This window comes from Geodermatophilus sp. YIM 151500 (assembly GCF_025716945.1).
Taxonomy (GTDB): domain Bacteria; phylum Actinomycetota; class Actinomycetes; order Mycobacteriales; family Geodermatophilaceae; genus YIM-151500.
In genome coordinates this window covers 438083-455450 of sequence record NZ_JAOVZT010000001.1, presented here as the reverse complement: position 1 = coordinate 455450, position 17368 = coordinate 438083, and the positions used below count along the sequence as shown (strand labels likewise).

Here is a 17368-nt window from a genome sequence, read left to right as displayed (position 1 = left end):
CGGTCACGCGGGGGCCCCGGCGCCGGCGGTGCCGGGCGCGTGCTCGTGCTCCGGCTCGGCGGTCAGCCGCCGGCGGAAGACCCAGTAGGTCCAGGTCTGGTACACGAGCACGACCGGCAGCCCGACCGCGGCCACCCAGGTCATCACCGTCAGCGTGTAGTCGCTGACCGAGGCCGCGGCGACGGTCAGGTCGAACGCCGGGTCGACCGTCGAGGGCAGGACCACCGGATAGGCCGCCCCGAACACCGTCGCGGCCGAGGCCAGCAGCACCGCGGCCCAGCCGGCGAAGGCCCGGGCCTCCCGGTCGGCGCGCACCTGCGCCCAGGTGACGGGCACCGCGGCCGCCGCGAGCAGCCACAGCGCGGCGGTGACCGGCGTGCCGCCGCGCAGGTGCACCAGGCCCGCCCAGAGCAGCAGTGGCAGCCCGGCGACCGGCGACCAGCGCCGGGCGAACGCCCGGGCGCGCAGGCGCACCGGGCCGTCGGTCTTCAGGGCGAGGAACACCGCGCCGTGCACCATCGAGAAGCCGACGACCGCCAGCCCGCCGAGCAGCGCCGTCCAGCCGACGCCGGCGAGGCTCCCGCCGACGCGGATCCCGTCGCCGTCGACCGGCAGGCCCAGCGTCGTCGTCGCCAGGGCCGCCCCGACGCCGGACGCCGCCACCAGCGAGCCGCCGGTGATCACCCGCGTCCAGGCGGCGTCCCACCGCGGGTCGTGGTGGGAGTGCCGCCACTCGAAGGCCACCGCGCGGACGATCAGCCCGAGCAGCACGACTACGAACGGCAGGTACAGCGCGGGCAGCCAGGTGGCGTACCAGGCCGGGAAGGCGGCGAAGACCGCCCCGGTCGCGGTGATCAGCCACACCTCGTTGCCGTCCCACAGCGGGCCGATGGTGCGCAGCATGAGGTGCCGGTCGGCGGGTCGCCGTCCGATCACCGGCAGCAGCCCGGCGACGCCGAAGTCGAAGCCCTCGAGCAGCAGGAAGCCGGTCCACAGCACCGCGACGGCGGCGAACCAGAGGGTCTGCAGGTCCACGGAGAGGCTCCCGGTCAGTAGGCGAAGGAGAGGACGTCGTCGTCGCGGCGGCCGCCGTCCGGGCCGCCCTGGCCGTCATCGCCATCCCGGTCCGGCGACGCGCCGACCGGGGTCGGCGTGGTGTCGCCGGTGGTCACGCCCCGGCGGACGAAGTGCGTGATCAGGCCGAGCTCGATCACCGCCAGCACGCCGTAGAGCAGGGTCAGCACCGACAGCGAGATCCAGACCTCGGCGGCGGTGATGCCGGGGGAGACGGCCTGCGCGGTGAAGAACCAGACCTGGTCCTCGACCGGCACGTCGGGGTTGGGGACAACGACGAACGGCTGGCGGCCCATCTCGGTGAACACCCAGCCCGCCGCGTTGGCGACGAACGGCGCGGCGACGGCGGCCAGCGCGCCGTGGACCCCGATGCGCGAGGTGGGCGAGCGGCCGCGCCGGGTCGACCACAGCGCGTAGGCGGCGACCGCGGCCGAGACGACGCCCATGCCGATCATCAACCGGAAGCCCCAGTATGTGACCGCCAGCACCGGTGCGTAGTCGACCGGCTCGCCGGCCAGGTCCCCGAAGGAGGAGTCGTCGGGGTAGGTGGCGCCGTAGGTCTCGGCGTAGCGCTGCTGCAGCTCGTTCACGCCCGGCACCGCGCTGGAGAAGTCGCCGTGCGCGAAGAAGGAGAGCAGGCCGGGCACGGTGACCGAGTGCACGTCGTCGCACTCGTTGCTGCCGAGCTTGGCCCAGGCGAACAGGCTGAACGGCGCGGGCGCCTCGGTCTCGCAGAGCGCCTCGGCCGAGCTCATCTTGAGCGGCTGCTGGGCGTACATCAGCTTGCCCTGCCAGTCGCCGGTGGCCGCGACCAGCACGAACGCGGCGAGGGTGACCCAGCCGCCGAGGCGTACCGAGCGGTGCCACACGCGGTGGTCCGGGTCGTCGGTGGGCCGGCCGGCCAGCCGGCGGCGGCGCAGGTGCCACAGGCCGATGCCGACCAGCAGTGCGCCGGCCACCATGAGCGAGGCCACGATCGCGTGGGTGTAGGCGGCGATCGCGGTGTTGTTCGACAGCACCGCGAGGAAGTCGACCTGCAGCGGGCGGCCGGTGGCGTCATCGACCTCGACGCCGACCGGGTGCTGCATCCAGGAGTTGGCCGCGATGATGAAGTACGCGCTGATCCACGAGCCGATCACCGCCGCCCACAGGGAGGCGAGGTGCAGCTTCTTGGGGATGCGGCCCCAGCCGAAGATCCACAGGCCGAGGAAGGTCGACTCGAGGAAGAAGGCGAGCAGCGCCTCCATGGCCAGCAGCGAGCCGAACACGTCGCCGACGAAGACCGAGTACTCGCTCCAGGCGAGGCCGAACTGGAACTCCTGCACCAGGCCGGTGGCCACGCCGAGGGCGAAGTTGACCAGGAAGATCCGGCCCCAGAACCGGGTCATCCGCAGCCACTCGGGTGATCCGGTGCGCAGCCAGAGGGTGTGCATCACCGCGACCAGGACGCCCAGGCCGAGGGTCAGCGGCACCATCAGGAAGTGGTAGACGGTGGTGATCCCGAACTGCCAGCGGGCGATGTCCAGCACGTCCACGCGTGCCCCCTCCTGCGTCGTACGATCGTCCCCGAGTCCTTTCTACGCCGGGTAGAAGAAGTTTTCTACGAGGCGTAGAAGACGTGGCGTGTGAGACGTGGAACAGGAGGAGCGGTGGCCTCGCTGGGCGAGCTGGAGCGGGCGGTCATGGACCGGCTGTGGGCGGCCGACGGCCCGGTCGCGGCGACCACGCTGCGCGACGGGCTGGCCGACCGGGGGCTGGCGCTGACCACCGTGCACACGGTGCTGACCCGGCTGGAGCAGAAGGGCTTCGTCGAGCACGACGAGGGCCGGCCACGCCGCTTCCGGGCCCGTGCCAGCCAGGAGCAGCACGCCGCCGAGCTGATGCACGAGGTGCTCGGGCAGGCCGGTGACCGGCAGGCGGTGCTGGCCCGGTTCGTGGGCAGCGTCGGCCCGGAGGAGGCGCGCCTGCTGCGGGAGCTGCTGGCCTCGTCCGACGGCTGACCGGCCGTCCGTGCTGACCGCGACCGCCGCCGGGCTGGCCGGGCTGGCGTTCGCGCTGGCCTGGCCGGTGCCGGTGCTGCTCGCCCGGGCCCGGTGGCCGGCGCGCGACCCGGTGGTCGCGCTGCTGTGCTGGCAGGCCGTCGGGCTGGCCGGCGGGCTGTCCCTGATCGGCGCGCTGCTGGTGCACGGACTGGCCCCGTGGGGGCCGTCGCTGCCGGAGGCCGGCTGGGCGGTGCTCTCCGCCGGGCCGGCGGGTGGGCCCGTGCGCGGCGACCACTGGGTGGCCCTGACCTTGGCCGGGGTGCTCGCCGTCGAGCTGGTCGGCGTGCTGGCGCACTCGTGGGTGCGCACCGCGCGCACCCGCCGGCGGCACCGGGAGCTGCTGGAGCTGGTGGTGCGCCCGGCCGCGGCGGTACCCGACGCCCGGCTGCTCGACCACCCCGCGCCGGTGGCCTTCTGCATCCCCGGCGCGCGGCCGCTGCTGGTGCTCTCCTCGGGGATGGTGGCCGAGCTGGACGAGGCGCAGCTGGCCGCCGTGGTCGCGCACGAGCGGGCGCACCTGCGCGAGCACCACCACCTCTACCTGCTGCCGTTCGTCGCGTGGGAGGCGGCGCTGCCGGTGCTGCCGGCGACCACCCGCGCGCACACCGCGGTGCGCACGCTGGTCGAGATGCGCGCCGACGACCTGGCCCTGGCCGATCCGGCGCTGGCCGGGACGGGTGGACCGCACCCGCGGCGCACGCTCGCCGAGGCGATCGTGGCCGCGGCCGAGGGCGCCGGCGGGGTGCCGGGGGGTGCGCTGGCGCTGGGCGCCGGGGCGGTCGCCGCGCGGGTGCACCGCCTGCTCGACCCGCCGCCCCCGCTGCCGGCCGCCGTCCGCACCGCGGTGCTCGTCGTCGCCGCGCTGCTCCTCCTGCTGCCCACTGCCCTGCTGCTGCTCCCCGCCGGCCTCTGAGCGCCCTGCGGGGCCTTTCGTGCAGGGAATGGCCCCGGCCGTTCGTGCACGGACGGTTCTTCGGGAGGCCGGGCCCTGTCACGATGGCCCGCGTGACGGACGCGGCTGCACGGCTCGACCGCTCCGCGTACGCGCCCGTGTTCACCGAGGACTTCACCGGCCCGCAGCTCGACGAGGCCCGCTGGGTGGCGCACTACCTGCCGCAGTGGACGACGCCCGACCGGTCGGCGGCCCGGTACGAGCTGCACCCCGGGTGGCTGCGGCTGCGCATCGACGCCGACCAGCCCGCGTGGCGGCCCGAGGACGGCGAGCTGCGGGTCTCCAACCTCCAGACCGGCACGTTCTCCGGCCCGGCCGGGTCCGACCGCGGGACGCACCGGCACCGCCCGGGGCTGACCGTGCGCACCCCGCAGCCTCCTCAGCGGCTGTTCACCCCGACCGCCGGCCTGATCGAGGCGCGGCTACGGGCGGTTGCCGACCCGGCGGTGATGCTGGCGGTCTGGCTGATCGGGTTCGAGGAGGACGGCCCCGAGCAGGCCGGTGAGATCTGCCTCACCGAGCTCTACGGCGACCGGATCGGCCCGGGCGGCTCGACCGTCCGGCTGGGCATCAAGGCCCACGGTGATCGCGGACTGCGCGACGACATGGCCGACGTCGCCCTGGGCATCGACGCCACCGGCTGGCACACCTACGCGGCGGCCTGGACGGCGGCGCGCACGGAGCTCTACGTCGACGAGCGGCTGGTGCGGACGCTGGACCAGGGCATCGGCTACCCGCAGCAGCTGATGATCGACCTGTTCGAGTTCCCGGCCGCCGCCGACCGCGACCCCGCCGCGTACCCGAAGCACGGCGACGTGGCCGCCGTGCGCGGCTACGCGCCCCGTTGAGCCGCGGACGCCGGCCGTCCGGACGGCGCCGGCAGCGCGGCCGCCTGGTTGCCCGGCAGCGGCGCGAACCCGCGCAGCCGCAGGCTGTTGGTGACGACGAAGACCGAGCTGGACGCCATCGCCGCGCCGGCGATCATCGGGTTGAGCAGTCCGGCCATCGCCAGGGGGATCGCCGCGACGTTGTAGGCGAACGCCCAGAACAGGTTCCCCCTGATGACCGTGAGGGTGCGCCGGGCCAGCCGGATCGCGTCGGCGGCGGCCCGCAGGTCGCCGCGCACCAGCGTCAGGTCCGACGCCTCGATGGCGACGTCCGTGCCGGTGCCCATGGCCAGACCGAGGTCGGCCTGGGCCAGCGCGGCCGCGTCGTTGACCCCGTCGCCGACCATCGCCACCACCCGGCCCTCGGCCTGCAGCCGGCGGACGACCGCGGCCTTGTCCGCGGGCAGCACCTCGGCGACCACGGCGTCCGGTGCGATGCCGACCTCTCCCGCCACCGCGCGCGCCACCGTCGCGTTGTCGCCGGTCAGCAGCACCGGTCGCAGCCCCAGCGCGCGCAGCTGCGCCACCGCCTCGGCCGACGTCGGCTTCACGGCGTCGGCGACGACGAGCAGCCCGCGGGCCGCCCCGTCCCACGCCACCGCGACGACCGTGCCGCCGCGCGCCTCGGCGTCGGCCCGGGCGGACTCCAGCGCCGGCGGCAGGTGCACCGCCCAGTCGGCCAGCAGCCGCGGGCGGCCGACCACCACCGAGCGGCCGTCGACGACGCCCTGCACGCCCAGCCCCTCGACGTTCGCGAAGGCGTCGACGGGGGCCGGCGCGTCACCGGCGGCAGCGGCGACCGCCCGGGCGATCGGGTGCTCCGACGCCGCCTCCAGCGCGCCGGCCAGCCGCAAGACCTCGGCGGCGTCCTCGCCGTCCGCGGGCAGCACGTCCAGCAGGGTCATCTCGCCGGTCGTGACGGTGCCGGTCTTGTCGAGGACGACGGTGTCGACCCGCCGGGTCGACTCGAGCACCTCCGGGCCCCTGATGAGGATGCCCAGCTGCGCGCCCCGACCGGTGCCCACCATGAGGGCGGTCGGCGTGGCCAGGCCGAGCGCGCACGGGCAGGCGATGATCAGGACCGCGACGGCCGCGGTGAACGCCGCGGACGCGCCGGCGCCGGTGCCGACCCAGAAGCCCAGGGTGGCAACCGCGAGCGCGAGCACGACCGGGACGAAGACGCCGGACACCCGGTCGGCCAGCCGCTGCACCTCGGCCTTGCCGTTCTGCGCCTCCTCGACCAGCCGGGCCATCTGCGCCAGCTGCGTCTCCGCGCCGACCCGGGTGGCGCGGACCACGAGCCGCCCGCCCGCGTTGACCGTGCCGCCGGTGACCGCGTCACCGGGGCCGACCTCGACCGGCACCGACTCGCCGGTGAGCATCGAGGCGTCGACGGCCGAGGCCCCCTCGGTCACCTCGCCGTCGGCGGCGAACTTCTCCCCGGGGCGGACGACGAACGACTCGCCTGCGGCCAGCTCGCCCACGGGCACCCGGACCTCGGCGCCGCCGCGCAGCACCGAGACCTCCTTGGCGCCCAGCTCGAGGAGCGCCCGCAGGGCCGCACCCGCCCGGCGCTTGGACCGGGCCTCGAAGAAGCGCCCGGCCAGCAGGAAGGTGGTCACCCCGGCCGCGGCCTCGAGGTAGATGTTCGCGCTGCCGTCGGACCGCTCGATGGTCAGCTCGAACGGGTGCACCATGCCCGGCACGCCGGCGGTGCCGAGGAAGAGCGCGTACAGCGACCACAGGAACGCCGCGCCGGTGCCCAGCGACACCAGCGTGTCCATGGTCGCCGCGCCGTGGCGCAGGTTGGCCCACGCCGCGCGGTGGAACGGCCAGCCTCCCCAGACGACGACGGGGGCGGCGAGGGTCAGCGAGAGCCACTGCCAGTAGGTGAACTGCAGCGCCGGCACCATCGCCAGGGCCACCACGGGCACCGTGAGCACGGTGGACACCAGCAGCCGCGTGCGCAGGCCCTGGATCCCGTGCTCCTCACCCTCCACGGGTTCGGGTCGGGCCTCCGGACGGCGCCGCTCCGGCGCGGGCAGCGTCGCCGAGTAGCCGGTCTTCTCCACCGTGGCGACCAGGTCGTCGGTCGTGACCCCGTCGGCGTAGCTGACCTGCGCCTTCTCGGTCGCGTAGTTCACCGTCGCGGTGACGCCGTCGAGCCGGTTGAGCTTCTTCTCGATGCGGGCGGCGCACGAGGCGCAGGTCATGCCGCCGATGAGCAGCTCGACCCGGTTCCCTCCGGCGTCGGGCACGGTGGTCATCGCACCGGCTCCTCTCGGGTCGGGTGGTCGGTCGGGTGGTCGGTCAGGAGGTCGGTCGCGTGGTCAGTCGTGGCCGGCGCCGTCGGCGTGCGCGTGTGCGGGGGCCGGTTCCGCCGGCGCGGGGCCGCCCGCGCCCACCTGCACGGTGAACTCCGCCGTCCGGACGACCGAGCCGTGCCGGAAGTCCAGGAACAGCCGGTAGGTACCGGCCGATGGGGCGGTGGTCGCGAAGCGGACCTCCGGTCCCGGCGGCGTCCTGCCGTCGCCGGGGTGCCCGGCCGGGTGAACGTGCAGGTAGGCCAGGTCGCCGTCGCGCAGCACCACCAGGTGGCCGTAGGCGCCGAGGTACGGCTCCAGGTCGGTGACCGGCGCGCCGTCGCGGGACACGGTCAGCACCAGCTCCGTCTGCCGGCCGGCGGTCAGGTCGCCGTCCAGCGTCACGGTGTAGCCGTCGACCTCCGCGGTGCGCGACGGTGCGGGCACCGGTCGCGGCGCGTACTCGCCGGCGACCGCCAGATCGGCGCCGAGCGTGAGGCCGTCGTGCCCGGTGGGCACGAAGTCGGCGTACAGCCGCCAGTCGCCCGCGGTGAGGGCGAGCGGCACCGTCCACGTGCCGTCGGCGGCGAGGTCGGGGTGCACGTGCTGGTAGCCGGTGAGGTCGCGGCGGACGGCGATCAGGTGCAGCCGCTCGTCGTGGCTCTCCTCGTAGGCGGTCACGGGGACGCCGTCGGGGCCGAGGACGCGGAACGCCAGGGGAGTCGCGTCGCCCGCCTGCGGCCGTCGGTCGGCGAGGGCGAAGGTGAAGCCGTCCTGCGTGGTCATGAGTCCTCCCGGGAGCTCGGGGGCGGCGTCGGCCGGGAGGTCGGCGTCGTCGGGGGCGGGGTGCGGGCCGGCGTCCGCCGGCCGGGGGGAGTCGGCGCCGTGGCCGGCCATCGCGGGCGGGTCGGCCGCGGCCGACCCGACGGGACCGACCGCGGCACCGACGCCGAGGGCGGCGGCGAAGACGGCGGCGGCCCCCAGGACGACGGCGGCGGTCCCCAGCGGCGCGTTCACGGCGTCCCGGCCAGCTCGTAGCCGGCCTCCTCGACCGCGGCACGGACGGCGTCGTCGTCGACCGGTCCGTCGCTGGTGACGGTGAGCCCGCCGCTGGCCAGGTCGACGTCGACGGCGCTCACGCCGGGAAGCGCGCCGACCTCCTCGGAGACGGCGCTGACGCAGTGACCGCAGGTCATGCCGGTGACGGTGTAGGTGGCCGTGGTCATGGCAGCTCTCCTCCAGGGGGCGGGGTCAGGAACGGACGAGGCGGGCGATCGCCTCGGAGGCCTCGCGCAGCTTCGCGTCGGCCTCGGGGCCCCCGGCCGCGGCGGCGCCGGCGACGCAGTGGTGCAGGTGCTCGTCGAGCAGCCCGAGCGCGACCGATTGCAGCGCCTTCGTCATGGCCGAGACCTGCGTGAGGATGTCGATGCAGTACTTCTCGTCCTCGACCATCCGCTGCAGGCCGCGGGCCTGGCCCTCGATGCGGCGCAGCCGCTTGAGGTAGTCGTCCTTGCGGTTGATGTAGCCGTGGGTTGCGGTCGTGGTCACGGGGCCCTCCTCCTCGGTGAGGAGAACCCTACCCCCCTAGGGTATGTACCGCAAGCCTCAGCCGGAGGTCGCCGGGGATCCCGGCGACGGGGTCGCCGTGCCCCCCGGGGGCGCCGGCTCGCCCCGGCGGGCACGATCGCGCTCGTCGCGCAGCCGGGCGGCGTCGGAGTGCAGGCGGTCGACCGCGTGCCGCAGCCGGTCGGTGTCGGCGCGGGCCGAGGCGAGCTCGTCCTGCAGCGCGAGGATGACTTCGGCGGAGGCGAGGGAGTGGCCGTCGTCGAGCAGCTCGCGCACGCGCGCGGCGAGGCCCAGCTGGTGGCGGGAGTAGCGGCGGTGGCCGCCGGGGGAGCGGTGCGGCTGCAGGACGCCGCTGCTGTCGAGGCTGCGCAGGAAGGCCGCCTGGACGCCGAGCAGTTCGGCGGCCTGGCTCATGGTGAGCGCCGGGAAGTCGGGGTCGTCCAACCGCCGGAGCGGGTCGTCGCCCGGTGCCGTGGTCACGCGCCGCCTCCTGTCCCTCCGTCCGTGCGGAAAAGCGAGGGGCCGGGCCCGTCCGGGCCCGGCCCCTGGGAACCGTGTCGATCAGGCCTCGACCGCGCGGTTGTCCGAGCGGCTCCCGCCCGACTCGCCCTCGATGGTGCGGCTCTCGACGGCGGTCGGGGTGTCGGCCCGGGTCACCTGGATCTTGCGCGCCCGCGCCTTCTCGGCCACCGGGATGCTCACGGTGAGCACGCCGTCGTGGTAGTGCGCCTCGAGCCGGTCGGTGTCGAGGCTGCGGCCGAGCACCAGCTGGCGGGTGTAGCTGCCGAACGGTCGCTCGGCGATCGCCCACTCCGCGTTCTCCAGCTGCGGTACCGAGCGCTCGGCGCTGACGGTGAGGGTGTTGCCCTCGACCGACAGGTCGATCGAGCCGGGGTCGACGCCGGGCAGGTCGAAGTGGGCGACGAAGTTGTCGCCGACGCGGTAGGCGTCCATCGGCATGCCGGAGAGCGCGCGGGCGGTCGACCCGGAGCGGCCGGTCAGCTGGTCCAGCGCACGGAAGGCGGCGTTGGTGGCGGCGAACGGGTCGTAGGCGGTCAGCATCATCGTTCTCCAACCTCCTGGTCGGTCGTCGGTGTCCGCTCCCGAGGATGAACCTCTGGTGGCGACTGCAGATTACCTCCAGCCAGCACAGGCGTAAACATCCAACGTCGAAGAATTTCGCCGGTGGCCGACGCGCGGAACGCGTCGGTTCTCCGTCGATCGCCTGCGCTGCGCGTGGCGGGCCACCGCACGGGGCAGTGGCCGGGCATGGAGCAGCCCACCAGCAGCCGGCCGCCGGGTGCGCAGGACCAGCACCCCGCGACCCCGTCCCCGGAGCCGGCCGGCTCCACGCCGGACGTCGGGTCGTCCCTGGAGGGCGGCACCGCCCGGCTGACGGTCGCGGGAGAACTCACCGACGCGGCCCGTCGACCCCTGGTGCGCGTGGTCACCGATCTCCTGCTCGCCGAGCACGAGCTGCACCGGGTCGAGCTGGACCTGCGCCGGGTGTCGTTCGCCAACTCGGCCGGCCTGGCCGTGCTCGTGCAGGTGCAGAAGCTGGTCGCGCCCCGGGCGATCGGCCTGGTGCTGGTCGGCCCGCCGCCGGCCGTGGTCCGGTCGCTGCAGCTGACCGGGCTGTGGCACCGCTTCACCGTGCACGACGTCGCGCCGTGACGGGTCCGGGGGCACGGGCCGGTGGGCGTCCGGCGCGTCGGCCACCGGCCCGGCGCCGAGGACGGCGGAGCGCGGCCTCCTAGCCTGACCGGGTGCCGCCGAGCCCCGCCCACGACCACGCGCACGGACCCGACCCGGACGCCCCGCCGCCGAGCCCGGAGGTGCTCGCCCGCCGCCGCCGGGCGGTCTGGCTGATGCTGCTGCTGCTCGTGCCGGTCGGGCTGGCCACGGTCGTCGGCCTGGTCGTGCTCTGGCCGGGCGACGAGCCCACCCGCGCCCAGCAGGTGGCCGACACCTACCTGCCGCCGGGCACGACGTACCCCGACGCCCGGGTGGCCTCGATCGAGACCACGCCGTGCCCCGGTGTCGATCCGGCGCAGCCGGCGACCTGCTCGACGGCCGTCGTGGAGGTGCTGGACGGCGAGGGGGCCGGGGAGTTCGTGCAGATCGACCTGCCTCCGGAGGTCCGGGGCGACGACGTGGCCGAGGGGGACACGGTGGTGCTCAGCCGCGACCCCGGCGCCGAGGGGGCCGCGGCCTACGGGTTCTACGACTACTCGCGCGACACCCCCCTGGTCGTGCTCGCCGTCACCTTCGCGCTGGTGGTCGGCGTGGTGGCCCGGCTGCGGGGGCTCGCCTCGCTGCTCGGGCTGGGCTTCGCCTTCTTCGTCCTGCTGCAGTTCGTCCTACCGGGGCTGCTCGGCGACGGCTCGCCGGTGCTGGTCAGCCTGGTCGGCTCGGCGGCCATCATGTTCGTCGTCCTGTACCTGGCGCACGGCTTCTCCGCCCGGACGACGACGGCGCTGGTCGGCACGCTGTTCGGGCTCGCCCTGGTGGCCCTGCTGGGGGCGGTCGCGGTGTCGGTCGCCCGGCTCACCGGGCTGACCAGTGAGGAGACGGTGACCCTGCAGGGCTACGACCCGACCCTCGACTTCTCCGGCCTGGTGCTGGCCGGCGTGGTGGTGGCCGGGTTGGGCGTGCTCAACGACGTGACCATCACGCAGGCGTCGGCCGTGTGGCAGCTGAACGAGGCCAACCCCTCGATGACCTGGCGCGAGCTGTTCGACCGCGGCATGGCCGTCGGCCGCGACCACATCGCCTCGACGGTGTACACGGTCGTCTTCGCCTACGCCGGCGCCGCGCTGCCGCTGCTTCTGCTCTTCGAGCTGTACGCCCAGCCGGTCACGACCGTCGTGACCAGCTCGGCGCTGGCGGAGGAGGTCGTCCGGACCTTCGTCGGCTCCATCGCGCTGGTGCTCGCCGTGCCCGTCACGACCGCGGCCGGGGCGTTCTTCGCGAAGGCCGCCGCCACCGAGGCCGGCGCCGCCCCCGAGCGCGGGCTCAGCGCGCTCCGGGCACGCTTCGCCCGGTGAGCGACCCCCGGTCGCCGCGCCCGGGGACGCGCACCGACAGCAGCGGCAGCAGCAGGTGCACGAGCGGGCCGATGGCCAGCGCGTAGGCGACCGTGACCACCCCGAGGGTGCCGCCGAGCGCCCACCCCAGGGCGACCACGGCGATCTCGATGCAGGTGCGGACCAGGCGCACCGACCGGCCGGTGCGCCGCACGAGCCCGGTCATCAGGCCGTCGCGGGGCCCCGGGCCGAGGTGGACGCCGATGTAGGCCGCGGTCGCCACGGCGTTCAGCGCGATGCCGGCGACCGCGAGCGCCACCCGTCCGGGGAGCGCCTCCACCGCCGGCAGCAGCGCCAGCGCGCCGTCCACCGCGAGGCCGATGACCAGCACGTTGCTCACCGTGCCCAGCCCGGGGCGCTGCCGCAGCGGCACCCAGGCCAGCAGCACCAGCGTCCCGACCAGCACGGTCACCGCGCCGAGCGACCACCCGAGCTGGCCGGCCAGGCCCTGGTGCAGCACGTCCCACGGCATGACCCCCAGCGACGAGCGCACGAGCAGCGCCATGGAGACGCCGTACAGCAGCAGGCCGGCGTAGAGCTGCACCATCCGGCGGGTCAGCCGGGCCTGGCGCCAGCGGGCGGGCCGGCCGGCGGGGCGCGGCCGGCCGGGACGGCGGACCACGGGCGAGCGGGGGGCGGCGGACTGCTGGACCACCCGGACAGCATCACCCATGATTGGCCTGCACTCCACAGGCCAATCGGGAGGAAGTGGCATGGACGTCGTCGGCCCGCGCACCCTGGCCGGGCTCCTCGGCGAGCTGTCCGACGACCGGTCGCCGCGCTACACCGCGCTCGCCGCACGGGTGCGGCTGCTGGTCGCCGACGGCAGGCTGCCGATCGGCGCCCGGCTGCCGGCCGAGCGGGAGCTGGCCGCCGCGCTCGGGCTCAGCCGGGCCACGGTCACCGCGTCCTACGCCCGCCTGCGCGACGAGGGCTGGGCCACCGCCCGGCAGGGCTCGGGCACGTACACCGCGCTGCCGGCGGGTCCGCACCGCGGTGCCTGGGTGCCGGCACCTCCGGACGACGGCTCGATCGACCTGGCGCACGCCGCTCCTGCGGCACCGCCGGAGGTGCCGGCCGCGTTCTCCGCCGCGACGGTCGAGCTGGCCCGCTACCTGCCCTCGCACGGCTACCACCCCGCCGGGCTGCCCGAGCTGCGCGCCCGCATCGCCGACCGCTACACCGCGCGCGGCCTGCCGACGGCACCCGAGCAGGTGCTGGTGACCACGGGCGCGCTCCACGGGGTCGCGCTCTCCTTCGGCGCGCTGCTGCGGCGGGGTCAGCGGGTGCTCGTCGAGCAGCCGACCTACCCGAACGCCCTGGACGCGGCCCGGACCGTCGGCGCGCGGCCGGTGCCGACGTCGCTGGACGCCGACGAGCCGGACGCCTGGCTCGCCACCGCCGAGCGCACGCTTGCCGCCGTCCGCCCGCCGGCCGCCTACCTGATGCCCGACTTCCAGAACCCGACCGGCCGGCTGCTGGACGACGCCGGGCGGGCGCGGCTGGCCCGGGCGCTGGAGCGTGCCGGCACGGTCGCCGTCGTCGACGAGACCCTGGCCGAGCTGGCCCTGGACGCCGATCCGCCGGCCCCCTTCGCCGCCCACGGCCCCGGTCACCTGTCGGTCGGCACGCTGAGCAAGACCTTCTGGGGCGGGTTGCGGGTCGGCTGGGTCCGGGCGGACACCGACGTCGTCCGGAGGCTGACCGCGGTGGCCGTGCGCACCAGCATGTCCGGCCCGGTGGTCGAGCAGCTGGCCGCCTGCGCGCTCCTCGACGGCGCCGACGCCGCGATCGAGGCGCACCGCCGGCGCCTGCGCGAGCGGCGTGCCGTCCTGCTCGCCGAGCTGGCCTCGCGGCTCCCCGAGTGGCGGGTGCGGGTGCCCGCCGGTGGGCTGGTGCTCTGGTGCGAGCTGCCGTCGGCGCGGTCGAGCGCGCTGACCGTCCAGGCCGAGCGGCTCGGGCTGCGGCTCGCCCCCGGGCCGCTGTTCGGCACCGGGCACGCGCTCGACGACCGGCTGCGGCTGCCGTTCACCCAGCCGCCTCCGGTCCTGCGCCGGGCGGTGGAGGTGCTGGCGCGGGCCGACGCCCTGGTCGCCGGCGACGGGCGGCGCTCCGGCGTCGCGGCCGACGGGGTGGAGCTGGTCGTCTGAAGGAGGACCACCCTTCCCCCACGCCGCGCACGCTCGGCGACCGGGTGGCCGTCAGCTGACGTAGCGGCGGGCGGCGGACCGGCGCTGCGCCGCGTCGAGCGCGGCGAACCGCGCCTCGGCGTGCGGTGGCAGCACCCGCCGCTCGCGGACGACCCACGGGATGCCGCGGGCGGCGGCCGCCAGCCCCTGCGCGGTGACCCGGTCGCGGGGGAGCGTGGCCAGCAGGTGCAGGGTGCGGCGCAGCGCGGGCCGCAGCGGGCGGCGCAGCCACGTCGTCCACAGCGTGTTGCGGATGCCGTCGCGCCGCCGCCGGTGCGCCTCTCGGAGCCGGCTGGCCCGGTGGTGCACGGTCAGCGCCGGCAGGTAGCAGACCTCCCACCCGGCGGCGGCGAGGTCGCCGGCCATCAGCTCCTCCTCGCCGCCCAGCCACAGCCGCTCGCAGAAGCCGCCGACCTCGAGGAAGGCCGCGCGGCGCACCACCGACGCGCCGGCGAGGAAGGACCCGAGCGCCGGCCCCGGCAGCCAGCCCGCGCCGCGCACGGGGGAGTCGCGCAGCTCGGCGACGACGGGGTCCTCCCGGCCGCCGGGCTCCACCAGGATCCGCGCGGTGACCACCGCCAGCCGGGGATGGGCGTCGAGCACGTCGGCCGCCGTCCGCAGCGACCCCGGCTCCCACCAGGTGTCGTCGTCGCAGAACGCGACGTACGGGGTGCGCAGGCGGGCCACGCCGACGTTGCGGCCGACCGCCCCGAGGTTGTCCGGGCTGGCGACCAGGTCCACGTCCGGGAAGCGCGCGCGGACGGCGTCGGCGGTGCCGTCGGTGGAACCGTTGTCGACCACGACGACGTGCGGCCGCTCGGGCAGCGCGGCCAGCCGCTCGACGGCGGCCAGCAGCTCCTCGCGGCGGTTCCAGGTGATGACGACGACGGAGATCCGCGGGTCGGGACCGGCCGTCGCGGCCGCGCCGGGGCGGGAGGCGGTGGCGGTCACCTGCGGACCCGCCCCGCGGGCTGTCGCCGGGGGCGCCCGGCCAGCACCCGGAGGTCGTCGAGCACCCGGGGCGGCAGCGACCGTCGCCGGCGCACCGCTGCGGGCAGGTCGGGGAGGGCTCGGCCCAGCCCCGTCCGGCCCGGGCCGGTGCGCGCCGCCTCCGTCACCGCGCGGACGACGTCCGGCGGCGGCAGCCGCATCGCGGCCGTGAGCAGCCGGCTGCGCCACACGGCGGCCTGCCGCTCGGCCGGCGCGTGCCGCCGGGGCGACGGGTGGTGGTGGACGGTGACCGAGTCGACGTAGGCCAGCCCCCAGCCGGCCGCGGCGAGGTCCAGCGCGAGCCGCTCCTCCTCGCCGGGGAACCGGACGACGGGGTCGAAGCCGCCGGCGGCCAGGAACGCGTCGGCGCGGACCAGCGCGCCGCACGCGATGAAGCCGAGCAGCGCCGGGCCCGGCAGGTCGCCGGGGGTGCCCAGCGGGCTGCGCGCCATCTCCGCGCAGACCGGGTCGAGCCGCTCCTCCGGGCCGACGAGCACCCGCGCGTTCAGCACGGCCAGCCGTGGGTGCGCTCGCATGATCCGCACCGCCCGGGCCAGGTCGCCGGGCGCCCACCACGAATCGTCGTCGGCGAAGGCGACGAACGGGGTGCCGGCGGCGGCGACCCCGACCGTGCGGGCCGCCGCGCCCAGGTTGCGCCGCTGCGGCAGCACGGCCACGGCGGGATGGGCGGCGCGCACGGCCTCGACCGTGCCGTCGGTGGAGGCGTTGTCGACGAGCACGACCGGCGCCTCGTGCCGGGGCAGCGTGGCCAGCAGTTCGTCGCGCCGGTCCCGGCTCATGACGACCACCGTGACGTCGCCGGTGGGCGCAGCGGTCGGGGAGGGGACCTCTCGGGACGTGGGTGCGCTGCTCACGGCAGCACCGTGCCCGCGCTCCCCGTGCGCCAACCGGCCCGGTGCCCCTCGGTCGTCCCGGACCCGTGCGGCCGGGTCCTCGCGGCGCGCCGCCCCGTCCGGCCCGTCGTCCGTCCGGGGGACGACGGTGGCCGGGAACGCCGTCGTAGGCGCAGGTGGGAGGCCCGGACGTCACGAAGATGGTTAGGTGGCCCGCATGTCGACCGCTCCCGGTCCCGTCCGGCCCCCGCGCCCGGCCCCGCACGCGGCCGTCCGCGCTGCCCCGCGCCCGGTCGCGCGCCCGGTCGCGCGCTTGGCCGCAGGCCTGGCCGGCGCCGCCCTGCTGAGCGCCTGCGGAGCGGGCGACGGAGACCAGGCGGGGGCGTCGGGGGCGGCCGGGAACGTCCCCCCGGACGCGCCCGCGCTCGCCGAGGGACTGCTGCCGGCCGAGGCCTTCGGCCCGGACGCGACCGTGGTGGACGTCAGCCCCGAGCAGCTGGCCGCGGGCGCGGGCCCGGCGACGGGGGCCGACGTCCAGGTGGCCCCGCCGGAGTGCGCACCGCTGCTCGACCTGACCGGCCCCCCGGACGTCGGTTACGAGGAGGTCGCCGCGCAGAGCGCGCTGCAGGGCGGCACGAGCACGGTGCAGGTCCTCGTCCGGGGCGCGGCCGCGACATCGTCGGTCGACGGGCTGGCCGACGCGGTGAGCACCTGTCCCGAGGCGACGCTCACGTCGCCGGAGTTCGGCGAGGCGAGGGTGACCTTCGAGCTGCTGCCGGCGGACGGGGTCGGCGGCGAGGCGGTCGCCGTGCGCTACACGACGGTCGTGCAGGACCCGGAGACCGGTCCGGTCACGGTGCCGGTGCTCGTCGGGATGGCGGAGGACGGCGATCGGCAGCTGACCCTGCTGCGTGTCACGACCGACGGCACCGAACCCGACCCGGCCGCCTTCGCGGATCTGTTCTCCCGGGCCTACTCCACCCAGGCGGAGGCGCTCGGCTGATCCCCACCGGCCGGTCGCGGAGCGCCGTCCACAGGACGGGCCGTCGTCCACAAACCCGGCGCCGGCCCTCCGCCGGACGTGCCGTGCGCACAGGCTCGCGGCATGACCCGCTCGCCACGGCCCCGTCCCCGCGGTCGCGCCGCGCCGCCCGACGAGACCTACCGGGTCCGGCTCCGCGAGCCCGGTGACCTGGCCGCGGCGCTGCCGCACCTGCTCGGCTTCCAGCCGAGGGAGTCCGTGGTGGCGGTCGGCCTGACCGGACCGACCACCGACCGGGTCGGGCTGACCGTGCGCGTCGACATCCCGCCACCGGCGGCCGCCCGCGAGCTGGCCCGGGTGGTGCTCCGGAGCCTGCTGACCGACGACCCGGGTGCGGTGCTGCTCGCCGTGGTCTCCGACGCCGACGAACCCGACGCTGACGA

19 protein-coding genes are annotated in these 17368 nt (G+C 76.3%); 8 read left to right on the top strand and 11 right to left on the bottom strand.

Features of this window, described 5'->3' with window-relative positions; genetic code table 11:
* Positions 1 to 3: 3 nt before the first annotated feature.
* A complete protein-coding gene (gene cydB, locus OF117_RS02050) occupies positions 4 to 1035 on the bottom strand; it encodes a cytochrome d ubiquinol oxidase subunit II (protein WP_263551123.1) in 1032 nt (343 codons plus the stop codon).
* Between the two features lie 14 nt (positions 1036 to 1049).
* Positions 1050 to 2609, bottom strand: a complete 1560-nt coding sequence (locus tag OF117_RS02045) for a cytochrome ubiquinol oxidase subunit I (RefSeq protein ID WP_263551122.1) — start codon at positions 2607 to 2609, stop codon at positions 1050 to 1052.
* Positions 2610 to 2723: 114 nt separating this feature from the next.
* On the opposite strand from OF117_RS02045, the gene OF117_RS02040 reads away from it, so the two are divergent.
* The 3 genes from OF117_RS02040 (at position 2724) to OF117_RS02030 (ending at position 4916) form a co-directional block, all read left to right on the top strand.
* The gene (locus OF117_RS02040; protein ID WP_263551121.1) at positions 2724 to 3074 is read left to right on the top strand and encodes a BlaI/MecI/CopY family transcriptional regulator; all 351 of its coding nucleotides are present in this window, start codon (positions 2724 to 2726) and stop codon (positions 3072 to 3074) included.
* Positions 3075 to 3084: 10 nt separating this feature from the next.
* Entirely contained in the window at positions 3085 to 4029 is a 945-nt protein-coding gene (locus OF117_RS02035; protein WP_263551120.1) for a M56 family metallopeptidase, read from the top strand.
* Between the two features lie 92 nt (positions 4030 to 4121).
* Positions 4122 to 4916: a glycoside hydrolase family 16 protein gene (locus OF117_RS02030; protein WP_263551119.1), complete on the top strand. Its 795-nt coding sequence runs from the start codon at positions 4122 to 4124 to the stop codon at positions 4914 to 4916.
* Here the strand turns inward: OF117_RS02030 and OF117_RS02025 are convergent.
* The 6 genes from OF117_RS02025 to OF117_RS02000 form a co-directional block, all read right to left on the bottom strand.
* Positions 4901 to 7222: a heavy metal translocating P-type ATPase gene (locus OF117_RS02025; RefSeq protein ID WP_263551118.1), complete on the bottom strand. Its 2322-nt coding sequence runs from the start codon at positions 7220 to 7222 to the stop codon at positions 4901 to 4903. The two genes, OF117_RS02030 and OF117_RS02025, sit on opposite strands and share 16 nt — an antisense overlap.
* Positions 7223 to 7285: 63 nt before the next feature.
* Positions 7286 to 8275 (bottom strand): hypothetical protein, encoded by a 990-nt coding sequence (locus tag OF117_RS02020; RefSeq protein ID WP_263551117.1) that lies wholly within the window; start codon positions 8273 to 8275, stop codon positions 7286 to 7288.
* Positions 8272 to 8484, bottom strand: coding sequence for a heavy-metal-associated domain-containing protein (locus OF117_RS02015; protein WP_263551116.1), 213 nt, complete (start codon positions 8482 to 8484; stop codon positions 8272 to 8274). Before OF117_RS02015 ends, OF117_RS02020 begins: the two co-directional genes overlap by 4 nt.
* A 25-nt stretch (positions 8485 to 8509) precedes the next feature.
* Positions 8510 to 8806: a metal-sensitive transcriptional regulator gene (locus tag OF117_RS02010; RefSeq protein WP_263551115.1), complete on the bottom strand. Its 297-nt coding sequence runs from the start codon at positions 8804 to 8806 to the stop codon at positions 8510 to 8512.
* A gap of 57 nt (positions 8807 to 8863) precedes the next feature.
* Positions 8864 to 9304 carry a MerR family transcriptional regulator gene (locus OF117_RS02005; protein ID WP_263551114.1) on the bottom strand — a complete coding sequence of 147 codons (441 nt, stop codon included), beginning with the start codon at positions 9302 to 9304 and terminating at the stop codon, positions 8864 to 8866.
* A gap of 81 nt (positions 9305 to 9385) precedes the next feature.
* Positions 9386 to 9889: an Hsp20/alpha crystallin family protein gene (locus OF117_RS02000; protein ID WP_263551113.1), complete on the bottom strand. Its 504-nt coding sequence runs from the start codon at positions 9887 to 9889 to the stop codon at positions 9386 to 9388.
* 204 nt (positions 9890 to 10093) lie between these two features.
* On the opposite strand from OF117_RS02000, the gene OF117_RS01995 reads away from it, so the two are divergent.
* Positions 10094 to 10498 carry an STAS domain-containing protein gene (locus OF117_RS01995; protein WP_263551112.1) on the top strand — a complete coding sequence of 135 codons (405 nt, stop codon included), beginning with the start codon at positions 10094 to 10096 and terminating at the stop codon, positions 10496 to 10498.
* A gap of 92 nt (positions 10499 to 10590) precedes the next feature.
* Positions 10591 to 11871 (top strand): YibE/F family protein, encoded by a 1281-nt coding sequence (locus tag OF117_RS01990; protein ID WP_263551111.1) that lies wholly within the window; start codon positions 10591 to 10593, stop codon positions 11869 to 11871.
* Here OF117_RS01990 and OF117_RS01985 read toward each other — a convergent pair.
* Positions 11840 to 12583 (bottom strand): YczE/YyaS/YitT family protein, encoded by a 744-nt coding sequence (locus tag OF117_RS01985; protein WP_263551110.1) that lies wholly within the window; start codon positions 12581 to 12583, stop codon positions 11840 to 11842. The two genes, OF117_RS01990 and OF117_RS01985, sit on opposite strands and share 32 nt — an antisense overlap.
* Before the next feature lie 40 nt (positions 12584 to 12623).
* On the opposite strand from OF117_RS01985, the gene OF117_RS01980 reads away from it, so the two are divergent.
* Positions 12624 to 14060 (top strand): PLP-dependent aminotransferase family protein, encoded by a 1437-nt coding sequence (locus OF117_RS01980; protein WP_263551109.1) that lies wholly within the window; start codon positions 12624 to 12626, stop codon positions 14058 to 14060.
* Positions 14061 to 14111: 51 nt separating this feature from the next.
* On the opposite strand, the gene OF117_RS01975 is transcribed toward OF117_RS01980, so the two are convergent.
* Both OF117_RS01975 and OF117_RS01970 read right to left on the bottom strand, forming a co-directional pair.
* Positions 14112 to 15050, bottom strand: coding sequence for a glycosyltransferase family 2 protein (locus OF117_RS01975; protein WP_263551108.1), 939 nt, complete (start codon positions 15048 to 15050; stop codon positions 14112 to 14114).
* Positions 15047 to 15964: a glycosyltransferase family 2 protein gene (locus OF117_RS01970; RefSeq protein ID WP_263551107.1), complete on the bottom strand. Its 918-nt coding sequence runs from the start codon at positions 15962 to 15964 to the stop codon at positions 15047 to 15049. The genes OF117_RS01975 and OF117_RS01970 overlap by 4 nt, the downstream gene beginning before the upstream one ends.
* 292 nt (positions 15965 to 16256) lie before the next feature.
* Here OF117_RS01970 and OF117_RS01965 point away from each other — a divergent pair, with 292 nt between their 5' ends.
* The gene (locus tag OF117_RS01965; RefSeq protein WP_263551106.1) at positions 16257 to 16946 is read left to right on the top strand and encodes a hypothetical protein; all 690 of its coding nucleotides are present in this window, start codon (positions 16257 to 16259) and stop codon (positions 16944 to 16946) included.
* Between the two features lie 102 nt (positions 16947 to 17048).
* Positions 17049 to 17368 (top strand): DUF4192 domain-containing protein (locus tag OF117_RS01960; RefSeq protein ID WP_263551105.1); only part of this gene is annotated, 320 nt, incomplete at its 3' end.

Coding starts and splice junctions, on each gene's coding strand:
- OF117_RS01980 (WP_263551109.1), top strand. CDS start 12,624: ATGGACGTCGTCGGCCCGCGCACCCTGGCCGGGCTCCTCGGCGAGCTG.
- OF117_RS02015 (WP_263551116.1), bottom strand. CDS start 8,484: ATGACCACGGCCACCTACACCGTCACCGGCATGACCTGCGGTCACTGC.
- OF117_RS01985 (WP_263551110.1), bottom strand. CDS start 12,583: ATGGGTGATGCTGTCCGGGTGGTCCAGCAGTCCGCCGCCCCCCGCTCG.
- OF117_RS01995 (WP_263551112.1), top strand. CDS start 10,094: ATGGAGCAGCCCACCAGCAGCCGGCCGCCGGGTGCGCAGGACCAGCAC.
- OF117_RS02025 (WP_263551118.1), bottom strand. CDS start 7,222: ATGACCACCGTGCCCGACGCCGGAGGGAACCGGGTCGAGCTGCTCATC.
- OF117_RS02000 (WP_263551113.1), bottom strand. CDS start 9,889: ATGATGCTGACCGCCTACGACCCGTTCGCCGCCACCAACGCCGCCTTC.